This window comes from Exiguobacterium acetylicum (assembly GCF_019890935.1).
Taxonomy (GTDB): Bacteria; Bacillota; Bacilli; order Exiguobacteriales; family Exiguobacteriaceae; genus Exiguobacterium_A; species Exiguobacterium_A abrahamii.
On record NZ_CP082333.1, the window covers coordinates 1,663,154 to 1,677,340 of the forward strand.

The 14,187-nt window shown below is 49.2% G+C and carries 16 protein-coding genes and 1 riboswitch; of the genes, 9 read left to right on the forward strand and 7 right to left on the reverse strand.

Annotated elements, in window-relative coordinates:
• Window positions 1-10 precede the first annotated feature (10 nt).
• The 6 genes from K7G97_RS08660 to K7G97_RS08685 all read left to right on the forward strand — a co-directional run bounded on the left by K7G97_RS08660 (window position 11) and on the right by K7G97_RS08685 (window position 6,703).
• The gene (locus tag K7G97_RS08660; protein WP_223040313.1) at window positions 11-1,561 is read left to right on the forward strand and encodes a GNAT family N-acetyltransferase; all 1,551 of its coding nucleotides are present in this window, start codon (window positions 11-13) and stop codon (window positions 1,559-1,561) included.
• 290 nt (window positions 1,562-1,851) lie between these two features.
• Window positions 1,852-2,529 carry a 50S ribosomal protein L25/general stress protein Ctc gene (locus K7G97_RS08665; RefSeq protein ID WP_223040314.1) on the forward strand — a complete coding sequence of 226 codons (678 nt, stop codon included), beginning with the start codon at window positions 1,852-1,854 and terminating at the stop codon, window positions 2,527-2,529.
• Between the two features lie 95 nt (window positions 2,530-2,624).
• A riboswitch (TPP riboswitch) is annotated at window positions 2,625-2,723 on the forward strand.
• Window positions 2,724-2,823: 100 nt separating this feature from the next.
• A complete protein-coding gene (locus tag K7G97_RS08670) occupies window positions 2,824-3,396 on the forward strand; it encodes an ECF transporter S component (protein WP_047390306.1) in 573 nt (190 codons plus the stop codon).
• Window positions 3,393-4,922, forward strand: a complete 1,530-nt coding sequence (locus K7G97_RS08675; protein WP_262415724.1) for an ABC transporter ATP-binding protein — start codon at window positions 3,393-3,395, stop codon at window positions 4,920-4,922. Before K7G97_RS08670 ends, K7G97_RS08675 begins: the two co-directional genes overlap by 4 nt.
• Window positions 4,894-5,616: an energy-coupling factor transporter transmembrane component T family protein gene (locus K7G97_RS08680; protein ID WP_223040315.1), complete on the forward strand. Its 723-nt coding sequence runs from the start codon at window positions 4,894-4,896 to the stop codon at window positions 5,614-5,616. The genes K7G97_RS08675 and K7G97_RS08680 overlap by 29 nt, the downstream gene beginning before the upstream one ends.
• A 55-nt stretch (window positions 5,617-5,671) precedes the next feature.
• Window positions 5,672-6,703 (forward strand): NAD(P)/FAD-dependent oxidoreductase, encoded by a 1,032-nt coding sequence (locus K7G97_RS08685; protein ID WP_223040316.1) that lies wholly within the window; start codon window positions 5,672-5,674, stop codon window positions 6,701-6,703.
• A gap of 71 nt (window positions 6,704-6,774) precedes the next feature.
• Here K7G97_RS08685 and K7G97_RS08690 read toward each other — a convergent pair whose 3' ends face one another.
• Window positions 6,775-7,593, reverse strand: coding sequence for an alpha/beta fold hydrolase (locus K7G97_RS08690; RefSeq protein ID WP_064299866.1), 819 nt, complete (start codon window positions 7,591-7,593; stop codon window positions 6,775-6,777).
• A 154-nt stretch (window positions 7,594-7,747) separates the two neighbouring features.
• On the opposite strand from K7G97_RS08690, the gene K7G97_RS08695 reads away from it, so the two are divergent.
• Window positions 7,748-9,010, forward strand: coding sequence for a hypothetical protein (locus K7G97_RS08695; RefSeq protein ID WP_223040317.1), 1,263 nt, complete (start codon window positions 7,748-7,750; stop codon window positions 9,008-9,010).
• Window positions 9,007-10,272 carry a hypothetical protein gene (locus K7G97_RS08700; RefSeq protein ID WP_223040318.1) on the forward strand — a complete coding sequence of 422 codons (1,266 nt, stop codon included), beginning with the start codon at window positions 9,007-9,009 and terminating at the stop codon, window positions 10,270-10,272. Before K7G97_RS08695 ends, K7G97_RS08700 begins: the two co-directional genes overlap by 4 nt.
• A 1-nt stretch (window position 10,273) precedes the next feature.
• On the opposite strand, the gene K7G97_RS08705 is transcribed toward K7G97_RS08700, so the two are convergent.
• The 4 genes from K7G97_RS08705 to K7G97_RS08720 all read right to left on the reverse strand — a co-directional run bounded on the left by K7G97_RS08705 (window position 10,274) and on the right by K7G97_RS08720 (window position 12,041).
• Window positions 10,274-10,510 carry a hypothetical protein gene (locus K7G97_RS08705; RefSeq protein ID WP_223040319.1) on the reverse strand — a complete coding sequence of 79 codons (237 nt, stop codon included), beginning with the start codon at window positions 10,508-10,510 and terminating at the stop codon, window positions 10,274-10,276.
• A gap of 118 nt (window positions 10,511-10,628) precedes the next feature.
• Entirely contained in the window at window positions 10,629-10,958 is a 330-nt protein-coding gene (locus tag K7G97_RS08710; protein ID WP_058703391.1) for an antibiotic biosynthesis monooxygenase, read from the reverse strand.
• 31 nt (window positions 10,959-10,989) lie between these two features.
• A complete protein-coding gene (locus K7G97_RS08715; RefSeq protein ID WP_223040320.1) occupies window positions 10,990-11,613 on the reverse strand; it encodes a hypothetical protein in 624 nt (207 codons plus the stop codon).
• On the reverse strand, window positions 11,613-12,041 hold the full coding sequence (locus K7G97_RS08720; RefSeq protein ID WP_223040321.1) for a GNAT family N-acetyltransferase: 429 nt from the start codon (window positions 12,039-12,041) through the stop codon (window positions 11,613-11,615). The genes K7G97_RS08715 and K7G97_RS08720 overlap by 1 nt, the downstream gene beginning before the upstream one ends.
• Window positions 12,042-12,086: 45 nt before the next feature.
• Here K7G97_RS08720 and K7G97_RS08725 point away from each other — a divergent pair, with 45 nt between their 5' ends.
• Window positions 12,087-12,872, forward strand: a complete 786-nt coding sequence (locus tag K7G97_RS08725; RefSeq protein ID WP_223040322.1) for a pentapeptide repeat-containing protein — start codon at window positions 12,087-12,089, stop codon at window positions 12,870-12,872.
• A gap of 67 nt (window positions 12,873-12,939) precedes the next feature.
• On the opposite strand, the gene K7G97_RS08730 is transcribed toward K7G97_RS08725, so the two are convergent.
• Window positions 12,940-13,767 carry a nucleotidyltransferase domain-containing protein gene (locus K7G97_RS08730; protein ID WP_262415725.1) on the reverse strand — a complete coding sequence of 276 codons (828 nt, stop codon included), beginning with the start codon at window positions 13,765-13,767 and terminating at the stop codon, window positions 12,940-12,942.
• Window positions 13,649-14,122 carry a hypothetical protein gene (locus K7G97_RS08735; protein WP_029341746.1) on the reverse strand — a complete coding sequence of 158 codons (474 nt, stop codon included), beginning with the start codon at window positions 14,120-14,122 and terminating at the stop codon, window positions 13,649-13,651. Before K7G97_RS08735 ends, K7G97_RS08730 begins: the two co-directional genes overlap by 119 nt.
• Between the last annotated feature and the right edge of the window lie 65 nt (window positions 14,123-14,187).

A 14,187-nucleotide genomic window follows, 5' to 3' on the forward strand; every position in this document is an offset into this window, starting at 1 on the left:
AGGACGTCTCATGATCGACTTTTCCATTGCCACCGCTTCGGACGCGGAAGCAATCCATGAACTGAACTACCTCACCTTCACGGAAGAGATTCCGCAACATCAACCGAATATCGAACGGAAACGGATTGACCGGTTTCATGATCAAAATACCTATCTGATCGGCAAGGAAGACGATCGACTCGTCGCGATGATCGCCATTCGGAAGCATCGCCCTTTTTCACTTGAAGAAAAAGGCGTGACGTTAGATGAGACACTGACGGACCCAGCGGAAATCCGTTTACTCAGCGTTCGTCCCGAATACCGCAATAGTCGTACGTTCATGCAATTGATGCGCTTTCTGATGGTCTACTTGGAGCGGGAAATGATTGATCATGTCTATATCAGTGGTACGACACGGGAAGCTAAACTATATGCGCGGTTCGGCTTCACACCAATCGCAGCAACGCTCGGTAGTGGCGATGCCCAGTTCGTACCGATGTTGTTGTCACGCGCAACATACGAACGATCCGTCATCGCGGACGTTTTACGTCCTCTGCATTTTCTAGCCGGTCCGGTCGAGGTTGCACCAACAGTCCGCCAAGCGGCGCAACAAGCACCGCGCCCGCATCGGACGGCTTCGATGCGACAGCTCGATCAAGATTTACGTGGTCGGATGTGTCAGTTGCTGGATTTGCCACATGTCTCGATGGCTGTCGGTAGTGGCACCCTCGCCAACGATATCGTCGCACAACAACTGAGTGGACATGGGTTGATCCTAAACGGTGGTGAGTTCGGTCAACGCTTGATTGATCACGCGGCACGAGCTGGGAGGTCCTTTGATGTCCACTCGCTTCCACCCGGTCATCCGATCGACTTGGAACAACTCGCGAGTCAACTGCATCAAACGGAATACGACTGGATCTGGTTGACGCACTGTGAGACATCAACGGGCGTCCTCTACGATCTCGATGCGGTAAAAGCGCTGTTAGAACAACGAACCGCACTCATCGTCGATGCGATCAGCGCCGTCGGAACCGGGCGTTTCTCGTATGCCGGCTGCAGATTCGTCACGACCGTCTCCGGAAAAGCAATTGGTGGTTTACCGGGTCTTGCGTTCATCGGTCACATAGATCGCGTCTTACCTTCTCCACGTATTCCACGTTATCTGGATCTCGGACTCTATGCGGAAGGCGTCGCCTTTTCCGGCTCATCAAACTTGTTGCTTGCTTGTCAGGCAGCGCTCGATGCCCTTGATCTCGATCAAGCCGCCATCAAGATGACTTATCTCGAACAGGCCGTTCGCGCGACTGGTTTTAACCTGCTTGCGACGCAAGAAGCACAAGCGCCGGGAATTCTGACGATCGTCCATCCGTCGGCAACCACTTTAGGAGACGCTCTCCGGATCCAGGGCTATCATGTTCAATATGAAAGCGACTATCTCGTCCATCATCAATGGCTCCAAATCTCAACGATGGGACAGACGACGATGCGGCACATCGAACGTCTTATCCGAGTATTAGTCCGTGAAAATCAACGCATTATCATAAAAAAAGAAAAAAATGAAAGACCTCTTAACCCTTGATTTCAAGCGGTTTGGAGGTCTTTCGACTTTAAAAAAATAAAAAAAGAGGTTTAAGGATTTAAAACATAGGGGTATAAACTCACTAGCACCGCATCAAACGGTGACTTACTCACACATGTTTCTCAATATCAGCGTAATGACCTGGGAGAGAAATGCAAAGTCACGAAAGCGTCAGATTTCAAAAGAGTCTGAAACCGATTGTCTTAGCATATTTAAATTGTTCAGGACTTGTCCTGCTCCTACATTCATTACCTTTTGAGGGCTATACCAAATTCAAGGGGGAAATGAACATGTCAGTTAAATTAACAGTCGAAAAACGCGAGGTACGTCCACGCTCACTCCGTAAACAATTACGTCATGAAGGAAAAGCTCTTGGTGTCGTGTATGGTTACAAAGTGGAAAGTACGCCAATCGCATTCGAAGAAAAAGAACTCATCAAGATCATCCGTGAAAACGGTGAAAACGTCTTGATTTCACTAAAATTAGATGGTAAGAACGTTAACGTTCTGATCAACCGTCGTGATATGGATGTCTTCACACCAACAATCGACCACGTCGAATTCATCGCCGTCAAAATGGATGAAGAGACAGAAGTCGAAGCAGACGTCGTACTCGTCGGTGAAGCAGCTGGCGCGAAAGTCGGTGGATTCCTATCACAGACACTCTTTAAAGTAACAGTCGCAGCAACACCAGATAAATTACCAGAGAACGTCGAAGTCGACGTCACGAACCTCGAAATCGGCGATTCGATTTCTGTAGCTGATCTTCCGGAACAAAAAGATTTCCGTATCGTCACAGAAGGCGACATTCAAGTCGCAGCTGTCGTTGAATCAACGCTTGAACAAGAGCTTGAGGAAATCGAAGAAGCAGAAGCTGAGGCACAAGCGCAAGCTGGTGAAGACAACGAAGCGGAAGCTACGGAAGAGTCTTCAGAAGAATCAAAAGAAGAGAACGAAGACAACAAATAAGTCGTTTATCGATACGCCCTTCGTGGCGTATCGTTTTTTTGTGTCTTGACAATAGACAGAAGATTGCCTAAAGTGAACAGCGTATCATCTATTACCATATCCACTAGGGGAGCCCATTGGCTGAGACGATTCACTTCGGACCCTTCGAACCTGATCTAGTTCATACTAGCGTAGGAAAGTGGAGCGATCACATCCAATGACTCCTGCTGCGCGCAGTTTTTCTGAGGACCGCTCTCTTTTTTACGGAGGGCGGTCCTTTTTGGTGTCTCCCCCACTTAAAGGAGGACGAACACGATGCAACACTGGAAAATGAAAGAAATCATGGTCATGATGATGCTCGCCGTCGCTTGCGGCGTCATCTATCTCGGTTGGTCAACACTCTGGTTACCGATGTCTGCAATCTTCGGACCAGTCGGTGCCAACTGGATGTTTGGGATCTGGATCATCGCGAGCCCGCTCGTCGCAGCAATCATTCAAAAACCAGGTGCCGCCCTCATCGCGGAAATCGTCGCGGCAGCTGTCGAGCTGTTCACGGGTAGTCATTTTGGTTTATCGGCTCTACTAATCGGGGTCTGCCAAGGGCTTGGTGCGGAACTCGTCTTTGCGATGACGCGTTATCGCCGCTATGACACCTGGACATTGATGTTATCAGGTGTCGGAGCCGCGATTGGTAGCATCGTCTATAGTCTGATCGCAAACGGATTTGGTTACTATACGACGACGACGTTGCTTGCGACGACTGGCTTACAATTGATCAGTGGTGCATTACTCGGCGGCTTGCTCGCAGCGATTCTTGTCCGTCGACTTGTTGCGACCGGTGTCTTGAACGGATTTGCGGCAGGACGTGCGAAACGGGAAGTCGCATGATTACTGTCGACGATCTCAGCATCCGCTATCCGGGTCAGACGAAATCCTTGCTCGATCATGTATCGCTGACGATCGAGCAAGGAACGACCCTTCTGCTCGGACGAAGCGGGAGTGGCAAGACGACACTGCTTCATGCCCTAGCCGGACTGACACCAGAGACGATTGAAGTCGAACAGACGGGAACCGTTACCCGGTCCGGTTCGGTCGGAGTGCTGTTCCAAAATCCAGAAGAACAGTTCTGCATGGAAACGATCGGACGCGAAATCGCTTTTAGTTTAGAAAACCGGTCGATTCCACGCGCAGAGATGGAGGAACGCATTGAACGCTTACTCACACTTGTTGGTCTCCCTCTCCCCTTCTCGACACCAATCGCGAGTCTATCCGGGGGGATGAAACAACGCCTCGCACTCGCCGCGGTCCTGGCACTTGAGCCGACGATCTTATTACTCGATGAACCAACAGCTCAGATTGACCCGATCGGGCAACACGAGCTGATGGCGTTGATCTTTCGGATTCAGAAAGAACATGATTTAACGATCGTCTTGATCGAACACCAACTCGATGTCTGTTTACCTTACATCGACAAAATCGTCTTACTTGAGAACGGATCGGTGACTGCGACGGCGCATCCGCAGGATTTGTTCCCGCAGGGGTATACGGAGCTTCAATCGAAAGGGATCGCTGTTCCCTCTTTGTATCCGTACACGTTAGAGACGTTACCCATAGATGGACCACAAGCGGCGCGACTTCACGTGCTTCCCTCAGTCGCTACAGCAGGCACTGCCTTGTTACACGTCGCTACATTATCGACGAAAGCACCTTACCCGCTGACCGATGCGACATTTTCCCTAATGACGGGAGAATGGGTGATGCTGCTCGGGGCAAACGGCTCCGGGAAAAGTACGTTGCTTGCAACACTCGGTCGGTTGCTCTCGCATCGTGGAACATATCGGTTCCAGGAACGTCCGGCTCAGCGTTACTCCCGGCGACGCTTTTATGAGCACGTCGGCTATGTCTTCCAACAACCGGATCTGCAGTTTCTCAAACTGACAGTCGAAGCGGAAATCGACTGGAGTCACCGGGCAGCGACGAGTGACGAGCGCATAACATTACTCGAACGGCTGGAACTCGCATCCGTCAAACAGCAGTCACCGCTTGCGCTTAGTACGGGGCAACAACGACGGCTCAGCGTTGCGACGATGCTCGGACAGACGAAGGATTTATTGTTGCTCGATGAACCGACGTTCGGACAGGATGGATTGACGACGCGGCGGCTCATGGAACAGTTGTTGACGGAACAACAAAACGGAACGACACTCGTCATGGCAACACACGATATGGAACTCGTCGCCCGATACGCGGATCGTGTCCTCGTCATGGAGCAAGGGCGGATTGCTTTTGACGGGTGTCCGAACGAGTTGTTTGCTGACATTCCGTTACTCGAACGCTGTCAGCTACAACGTCCACTTTCGTATCAATTCCAGGAGGTGAAGCGCAATGCAGACAAACGCGTCACCGTTCGCTAAACTCAATCCTGTCATCAAGGGGAGCGGATTGTTTTTGATCATGTTTGCCTTAATTGCAACGAATGACTGGATCAAGACGTTGGTGTTCCTGAGTTTTGCCATCGCCTTGCTACTCCTCTCCGGATGGGGTCCCGTCGATTTCTTGAAACGGCTCGCACCTTACAGTCTATTATTCTTATTGACGTTCTGGATGATGGCGGCGTTTGGCAAAGGTACGAACACGCTCTGGTCGTTCGGTTGGTTTCATGTCACGTCGGAAAGTGTCGTACATGGCTGGTTACTTGCCTTACGGATGGCAACGTTCGTCTGCTTAAGTTTCGCTTTCGTCACGACGACCGATGCGACCCGGTTCGTGATGAGCTTGATTCACCAGGCAAAGGTGTCGCCTCGCTTCGCGTATGGGTTCCTTGCCGGGATCCGCTTTCTGCCACAACTGGTCGAAGAAGTCCGCGTCTTGCGGCAAGTACGGATGATTCGAAACGTGCACAGTCGCTTTCCTGGTGATGCGTTCCTATCGATCGGCTTACCGCTCTTCTCGCGATCGATCCAGCGGGCAGAACGGATGGCAATCGCTTTCGAAGCCCGTCATTTTTCAGCAGAGCGGACATATTATGAAGTGCCAGTCGTTCAGCGCCAGGATATTATCTACCTCGTGGTCATCCTCCTGTTCATCAGTCTTGTCTTTTGGCTATGATTACCGCCACCCGTATCCGGGTACATTCTAGCAAGACAGATTGAAGGAGAACGACATGAAACGAATCCTCTTGATTGGTGCAGGACACGCTCACCTGCATTGCATTACACACGGACCAACAGAAGACGTCGAGTGGCTGATTTTAAACGCCTCGACGTACCAATATTACTCGGGCATGTACTCCGGACTTGCTGACGGAACATACGACATTGATGAGATCCGTATTGACGTCGCCGCACTATGTCGCGCCTATGATAAACAATTCATCGAGGAGACCGTCATCAAAATCGACCCCGTTGAAAAAGTCGTCTTCGGTGCATCCGGCAGACACTATACTTATGACGTCGTCTCGACGAATATCGGCTCGTTCGATTGGTCGGAAGATACGATACGATTATCGATCAAACCGAACTACCGGTTACCGGATACATTAAAGCGTCTGCAACAAGCAAAGCGTCCAGTCGTGATTGGAAGCGGTGCAGCGGCCGTCGAGATGGCCGCGTCCTTAAAAGCAGCGGGTGTGCCGATCACACTGATCACGGATCCAGAGTTGCTTTCAGGACACCCCGCAGCGGAAGCCATTAAACGACGCTTACAAGAACTCGATGTTCATTGGATTCGAGAACGACCACTGAATGAGTCGTCTCCTCTTCGCTTTTCACATCACCCACCAATCGAGTCAGATGCCATCATCCGCTTGACGGGTGCGAAAGCACCGGTATTGTTTGCAGACAGTAAGCTCTTCACGGAAGACGGGTTCCTACTCGTCAATGAGCAGTTGCAAGCGCTCAATCATCCAAGTCTGTTTGCTGCGGGTGACGCAGCGACCCTCGTCGCTTATCCCGATATTCCAAAGAACGGCGTCACAGCTGTCCGGCAAGCACCGATCTTACTGGAAAACCTCTTGCGGTACGTCCAGGAAGAGGCACTACAAACGTATCGTCCGCAAACGAACTACTTGACGATTTTATCGATTGGCCCCCGTCATGCGGTTTCCCTGTATGGTAAATCGTACTCAACTAATCGACTTGGTTGGTACCTGAAACGCTGGATCGATCAACGGTTCATGCGGAGGTATCGTCCTTAAAAGTATGCGCCGGCGCATACTTTTTTTGTACACAAAAACAAGCCATGGACAGGTGTCCATGGCTTGTTGGATTAGACGGTTTGATTTCCTTTAACATACGACAGTAACGTTTCGTTGAACTTCTCTTGTTCATCAAGCAACATACCGTGCCCACTCTCTTCGAAGACTTCAAGTCGTGCATGTGGGATTCCCTTTTGCATTTCTTCCGCGAACTCGAACGGACAGACTTGGTCTTTTTTACCGTGGATGATTAACGTATCGACTTTGATGTTCTCGAGTTTTCCACGCAAGTCCTCATCACGTAAGGCAATTGCTGACTGAATCGTACCGTGGGACGAAGCGGCGATACTAAGTCCATGGAACCATTGTTGAAGTGGTTCTGGATGTTCCTTCGCAAAGAAGATTTCCCCGAATCCTTTGAGCATTGACGGACGATCCTGTTTCGTGTCGGCAATCAACGCATCGACTTCTTCTTTTGTCATCCCGTATGGATAGCCGTCGCGTTGTGTAAAGACAGGGGCTGCGGCTCCAGCGAGGACAAGTTTACTGACTTTTGAATCCCCGTATTGCAAGAGATAGGACAAGGCGATTCCTCCTCCCATCGAGAAGCCAAGCAACGTGACGTTCGTTAATTTCAACTGTTCGATGACTTCATTAATGTCGGACGCCATCGTCTTATAATCGTATCCCGTTGCCGGCGCATCTGATTTGCCATAACCGCGATAATCGATCCCGACGTAACGGTACCCTTCTTCGACGAGCAGATTCTTTTGATACTCGAACATGTTGTTGTTTGCCGGCCAGCCGTGTAAAAAGACGACCGGTTGACCCGACCCGACATCCTCGACGTAAATCTTCGTGCCATCAACTGCTTGAATGAATGTACCCATCATAAAACCCCCATAGTAATAGATTGACCGTGCATGCATCTATTATTCCCGAGTCAAGAGATGTCAAACATCTTGATGTTAAAGTGTTATAGAAAATTCTGTCTATTATTGAAATTATGGTAAAATATAGTCATTAAGATGAAGGAGGTTTTTCATGAGACGCTATATACATACCGGTATTCTCGCAGGTGCAGTTCTACTTGCAGGATGTGGTAAAGAACAATACTTAGATCTTACATATGACGCCAATTACTGGGGCGGTATTTCGACTACCTTTGATGGGCAAGAGATACCGGATCTCCCGAAAAAACAAATCGCTGCTTTGTTGAAGGTTTGTCAGCAAAAACCAGATATGAAGCGCTTGCCTGATCGGTATGTGCAACACGAAGGATTTGACTTATACTTCCTGCCCCAGAGTGTTCAAGGACGCGAGTTCCAACACGTCCGTTTCCTGTCAGACGAAAAAAAGGACTATCTGGCCTGTCAGCCGATTCGCCACGCAGATTATACGGTTCATCAGATCAAGCGAAGTGATTATCCATTCGTCGATTGGTCAAAACAACCGGTTAAAGCTAAATCGACAGTCATTCGCTTTAAACCTGTTCCAAAAGAAATCACGGATCAACAAAAACAGGAAAACGAAGATCAGAAAGAATTAAAAACGCTCGGACGTTATCTCTTCCCGTCCTATCAACTGTCCTTACCACCGGAAGGTCAATTCATTATTTTTGGAGAAGAAGACGGAAAAGAACGCACATTCTTCGAGACGACCGAATCGCTGTCCAGATCCGACTTGAATATCTCTTTCCGTCACAGCCCAAAAAACGGGATGCAGTCCGCCATAATTGATCTCACAGTAAGCGGAACACGCGAGGGAAACTCTTCAGTCATTCAAGAGTATGCGCAAGGGCAATCCTACCAGATTGAACGTAAAGAATTACCTGATGTCCTCTCACCCGATCAAATGATTCACTTTGCTACCGTTCAAAAACTAGAAAAAGATAAAGTTGTCCAGGAAACGCCAATCTATATGCGTCTCAATAAGTCATATAAAAAACCTTCAAATTTCAAATATGCTTTTATCAATATAAATCAACCCGGTTATGTCGGTTTCATTCATCAATCACCGAAACAGCTCATTGATAGCGATTATAAGTTCGTCTCGGCAATACCGGATAAACTAGCCAAAAAAATCGCTCAGGAATTAAAAGAGACCGAAGTGATGGAGCCGCAAGGCACAAAACTAAAGCAGAAAAAAATGACGTTGATGCGCGAAGGGAAAAGCCAGATGTTTGAGTTGTATGAACGCAAACGCGCCAAAAAACTTGAAATCTATGTCGTTAAACCAGGATCAAAGAATGGTGCGAAGCTGTCGGGTACGACCAGTGAAGCACTCAGTGAGGTGCTTAATCAATGAACAAACGTTACTGGATCGGACTCACACTCGGTGCAACGCTAGCCTTAAGCGGTTGTCAAAGCGATGCGCCGAATTTCAAATGGGGTTACTTATCGCAAATGTATGACGGAGGGCAATTCAACGAAAAAGAATCTCGCACCTTGTCAGCTAAAGAACGAACTGTCATCCAAAAAACGTGCGCCTCTAAAGTGAGCGATGCACCTACCGATTACGCTGTCGGCGATATCTATTCCGTCATGATGACGAATCCGTTCGAGGATTATGAAGGTCAAACCGTTCGTTACGTGAAAGCTGGAAAAAAGACGTATTTATATTGTCAGACATCGTTTAAAGGCGGGTACTATCCGTTAGCAAAGAAAGACGATGTCTTCAAGAAGACTGCTCTGACTCCACAACGGAAGAACTTTAATGTGAAGCCTACTGTAATAAAAAAAGACGACTGGTTCAATCCTGATGAGAAGATCGCCGATCATTCTGCTCGAACATTAGAACTTCCGGGATCAGGTTACCTCGTCATCGAGGCGACGGATGTCACAAAAAAAGATACACGTACGACGTCTTTCGTATATACGAATTCTCTGACACCGTTCACCCGTGATGTCGATCTCTATCTCGTCTACAATCAACAATTCGGTTCGACATACGACGTTTCGGTTCGAATACCACAGTTGTATGGTGGACGGCGTGCGGAACACCCGATCCATTCAATGAAACATCCAGGAAAGGTCCGGTTCATTCCGGGTGACGGAACACCCGAGCATTATGGAACGGTCATCGCAACGGAGAAAAACGGACGCGAATTCCGCTACGAATTATCGATTCGCCACACGACTGAACAACCAACTGAACTCCAAGAACCGAATCAAACAACAGATGATCTTGTTGTGGATAATGAAGAAATGACGTTGATCCATCAAAGACAGTTCTCACATGTCCGTTTTGAAGAAGATGATCAAGGAAATCGTATTTCGGAGAAAGGTCTCGATTGGGACCATATGATCATGATGACCAGTGATGAATCCGGGAAATTAAAAAAAGCAATCAAGACAAGTGAACAGGCTGACGTACGAGGAAAACGGGCGAAGTGGAAATACTTGACGTTCCGAGATGGAGTGAAAGGACAGCAATACGAAGTTTATCTCGATAAGCGTGTCAAAAAGACCGATGTTTATTTAAAAGATCCGAAGCGTGACGTGTCGATTCACCTATCAGCGACAGGTCGTGACATCCTCCTTCCTTTGTTCGAGCAGTACGAAAAATGACTCACGCCATGAAGACGAGATGTTGCAACAAATAAATCAAGGAACACAAGAAGATGAAAGCAATCCCCTCGCGTAACCACTCTTTACGCGTCAACGGTTCACGTAAGAAGGACACGCAAGCGAATAGTAAGACGAAGAAGTAGAGATAAATGAAGCCACCGCTCGTCAAGAAACCAAAGAGCAGGATCATACCACCGAGGACGGACAGGCTAGAGACGACAGGTTTACGATAGACCATGCGGTGTCACCTCGTTTCATCTAGTTTGTTAAAGTATACCCAGATTACGGAAAAACAATCTATTTTATTGTACTAGACAACACCCCTTGAGAGGCATCCTCCCAAGGGGTGTTGTTGTTTATTCCACGACGGCACTGTGATCAGCGACGATCGCATATTCCGTAACGGTATTCGACGTCACAAGCGGTTTGACTTCGGACGTTCCGTTATCCCGCTTATGGTGCACGCCTTTGTACGCTTGACTCTCTTGCCATGCATGAAATGCTGCTTGATTCGACCATGTCGTCATAATCGTGACGATGTCTTCTTCTTCCTGACTGATATCGACGAGGACTTGCATCCGGTGGAACCCTTCCATCCGTTCAATTCCTTTCGTCGTCTTAAAACGCGCTGCGACCTGATCTGCTGCACCTTTGACGACGTGTAACTGGTTCATGACGATCCACATGTTCTTCTCCCCCTTTTTCGTCTTCAGTATACTAGAAGTCACGGGTCGTAGAAAACACGGATGCGTTGTCGCTTGGTAACGTCAAGCGTTGGATCGTCTCTTTCCCGTCTACGCTCGTCGCGATCATCTCGAAATAGAGCGAATGCGGGAAGGCATCCGGTAACGGTTGGACGGTATGGAAACGTTCCTGATCTGCTACCGGCAATGAGCGTTGCATCGGACGAAGGGGCGCTTCGCCTTCAGCCGTCGTCTTATACGGCTCGAACCGGATCGATTTCATTTGTTTCGAACCATTCATGCCGTAGGCGACAAGGTATCGACCTTCGTCCGTCGTCAACAAACGACCTTCAAACCAATCCGACTCCCTCGTCTGTTTCGAGCGAATGATTCGGTCGATTCGTTGTGACTCATCGGTTTGTTGCAGGAGCAAAAACAAGCGGTCGTGCTTCGCTTCAAGATACGCGACGGCATAATGGTCAGATAGTCGTTCGACGAAGTAGACATCACGTGCTTCGACTGGTGTGCTTGTCATCTCTGTATATAACTGGGCGACTTGCTTCGCCGTAAAGGAAACGGTCTCTTGACGTGGATGCATTCCCGTCAGCGTTCCGAGCACGAGACCGAACAATAAGATGAGGAAAAGACGCCGTTTCATCAGTCAACCTGTTTGACGAGCAGATGATAGCTCATCCCTGGTGGATAGTCATCGATTCGTCCGACTTCGACGAATCCCTGCCGCTCATAAAACGGAAGCGCTTGAAACGAGAACGTCTCGACGCGAATTCGCTGAACATCCGCTGCTCGTGCCCATTCCTCCAGTTGACGGAATAACTGAGTACCGAGCCCACTTCCCCGTTCTTCTTCGACGATGAAGAACCACTCAATATGTAACCAGCCCCAGTACATTTCCCCTGAGATGCCGCCGATCGGTTGATCACTACGCGTCGCAAGTAATGTGACGGCTTGTGTTCCCTCGGAGCGTTTCGTCGCATGAAGCGGTGAACGTTCGACATTATATTGACGCACTTGCTGCCTAAGCCAGTCCTGTCCGTCCTCATTTTCATTGAGTTGAAATTTCAACATTTCCGAATCCCCTTTCTTGTTATAGTAGTAGTGGAGGTGAATCCGATGGAACCTACATTCCAGATTGATTGTACGAAGTGTTTTGGTTTATGTTGTACCGCACTCGCTTTTTCGAAATCCAGTGATTTTGGTCATGACAAACCGGAAGCAACACCGTGTCGTAATCTTGACGCGGATTACAGCTGTCGCATCCATGACCGGTTACGCGATAGCGGCTACAAAGGCTGTACCGTCTATGATTGTTTTGGTGCCGGACAGCATCTGTCACAGCAGACATTCGAAGGCGATGATGCACCTAAGCGACGCCAAGCGATCTATGCTGCCTTCCCGAAGATGGTTCATTTGTTTGAAATGATGTGGTACATAACCGACGGGAAACGTGATGTCACGCGTGACATCCACGATCAACTCGATGAGACGCTTGCCGCACTGACTCGGTACGCGGCATTACCAGCCGATCAATTTGAACGACTTGACTTGATACCGGTTCGTCAAACCGTCCGACCACTCCTTGAAATGATTGCATCGCGTGTTCAAGCTCAGTATAGCGGAAGACGCGACCAGACACCACGCGACTGGGTCGGAAAACAGCTACCAGGACGTAATTTCTCAGGTGCCAGTGTTCAGAATCAGTGGTTGCTCGCGACGAACTTGTCGCACAGTAACCTGCGCGGAGTCAACTTTCTCGGGGCTGATTTGCGAGACTGTAACGTCAAGGACGCCGATCTGACGGACGCGCTCTTTTTGACACAGGCACAAATCAATGCGGCAATCGGTAATGCCGCGACACAGTTACCGCGTCGCTTACTCCGTCCGTCCCATTGGCGTTAAACAAAAGCGAACGATAAGGAGGCACGTTTTCGGTCGATTGATCCGAAAGCGTACCTCCTTTTGCTTGTTATCGTTTACCGAGCGTAAAGCCGTCAAAATAACGCCCGCCGAATGGGGCAAGATAATCATCGACTAACGCGACGACTTCTCGTCGGTCATCTGATTGATAATACGACTCGAATGCCAGCGTATGTCGACTGGCATAGTCTCCGTCAAACTCCGCAAGAGCACGAATCGCCCACTTCCCTTGTCCGATATAGCGACGATTGGCACGAAGGACGAACTCGATGCTCTGTTCATATAAACGTGACGCAATCGCTAAACCTTCCGCGCGGTTCGTCACACTCTCGAAGTCGTTGAGCATATCACTTAAAAAGTAACGTGCGCGCTCTTGTTCCGAAGTCGTCCACGCGATAGGTCCGTCCGCTAGTTGTTGAGCCGCTTCCTGACGGATAGATGCAAGTCGCGGATGATCCTCGATCGTCCAACTGTCAGCAATCATTCGTTGCAGGGACGGGCGACCACGTTCCCGGTCACTCTCGAAAAACGACTGAATCGTCTCAAAGGAATGGACGAATGCTTCGACCGGGACACCATCATGAATGAACGATTCCCGGTATGCCTGACCTCGACTCACTTCAAAGATGATCACATCGACATCTGATTGAGCGGTCGCTTGCTCACGCGTATGACTGCCGGCAAGTAAAATGGCACAGTGATCCGGGTAACGTGACGCAACGAGCGGCATGATCCAGTCGCACCACTCCATGCGTGTCTTAGTCTTCAACTTGTTCACCGATTCCGGAGAAGACGGCCAGTTCGTCACCCGGTACAGCAACGATCGTTGCGTCGGCTCGGTGTGGTGCGAGACCGATATCGATCGCCCACGATTCATAATATGTATCCGATCCGTTCAAGACGAGCGTTTGTCCGTTGCTAAACGTTAGGAATAAGTGGGGTGCCGTCTTTCCGATCCGGACACCGGTGATGCGTTCCGCGTGAAGCGAGACGATCAAGTGTAACATCTCTTCCTTCGTCGCATGGCGGACGACCCAGTCCTGTGTCGTCTCGACATCGCCATAAAACAGACGATCCGTCTCGATCCGAAGTCGTAGTTCAGGCGCAGTCGTATCGAACAAATTGATGAATTCGAGCGTGACGTAGCCTGCGACATGGACCGTCGCTAACTGTGTGCCGATGAAATAGGTCGTCAAAAGCTGACGGGCGAGTTGATGATCTTCTTTGTTCATGATGAGCACCTCATTTAAAAAGAATGAATGGTATCGGGATGAGTCCGAGAAACTTACTTCCACTC

Bases quoted from the DNA above. Each gene is read 5' to 3' on its own strand.
- K7G97_RS08660 (WP_223040313.1), top strand. From the start codon at position 11: ATGATCGACTTTTCCATTGCCACCGCTTCGGACGCGGAAGCAATCCAT.
- K7G97_RS08665 (WP_223040314.1), top strand. From the start codon at position 1,852: ATGTCAGTTAAATTAACAGTCGAAAAACGCGAGGTACGTCCACGCTCA.
- K7G97_RS08670 (WP_047390306.1), top strand. From the start codon at position 2,824: ATGCAACACTGGAAAATGAAAGAAATCATGGTCATGATGATGCTCGCC.
- K7G97_RS08675 (WP_262415724.1), top strand. From the start codon at position 3,393: ATGATTACTGTCGACGATCTCAGCATCCGCTATCCGGGTCAGACGAAA.
- K7G97_RS08680 (WP_223040315.1), top strand. From the start codon at position 4,894: ATGCAGACAAACGCGTCACCGTTCGCTAAACTCAATCCTGTCATCAAG.
- K7G97_RS08685 (WP_223040316.1), top strand. From the start codon at position 5,672: ATGAAACGAATCCTCTTGATTGGTGCAGGACACGCTCACCTGCATTGC.
- K7G97_RS08690 (WP_064299866.1), bottom strand. From the start codon at position 7,593: ATGGGTACATTCATTCAAGCAGTTGATGGCACGAAGATTTACGTCGAG.
- K7G97_RS08695 (WP_223040317.1), top strand. From the start codon at position 7,748: ATGAGACGCTATATACATACCGGTATTCTCGCAGGTGCAGTTCTACTT.
- K7G97_RS08700 (WP_223040318.1), top strand. From the start codon at position 9,007: ATGAACAAACGTTACTGGATCGGACTCACACTCGGTGCAACGCTAGCC.
- K7G97_RS08705 (WP_223040319.1), bottom strand. From the start codon at position 10,510: ATGGTCTATCGTAAACCTGTCGTCTCTAGCCTGTCCGTCCTCGGTGGT.
- K7G97_RS08710 (WP_058703391.1), bottom strand. From the start codon at position 10,958: ATGTGGATCGTCATGAACCAGTTACACGTCGTCAAAGGTGCAGCAGAT.
- K7G97_RS08715 (WP_223040320.1), bottom strand. From the start codon at position 11,613: ATGAAACGGCGTCTTTTCCTCATCTTATTGTTCGGTCTCGTGCTCGGA.
- K7G97_RS08720 (WP_223040321.1), bottom strand. From the start codon at position 12,041: ATGTTGAAATTTCAACTCAATGAAAATGAGGACGGACAGGACTGGCTT.
- K7G97_RS08725 (WP_223040322.1), top strand. From the start codon at position 12,087: ATGGAACCTACATTCCAGATTGATTGTACGAAGTGTTTTGGTTTATGT.
- K7G97_RS08730 (WP_262415725.1), bottom strand. From the start codon at position 13,767: ATGAATCGTGGGCGATCGATATCGGTCTCGCACCACACCGAGCCGACG.
- K7G97_RS08735 (WP_029341746.1), bottom strand. From the start codon at position 14,122: ATGAACAAAGAAGATCATCAACTCGCCCGTCAGCTTTTGACGACCTAT.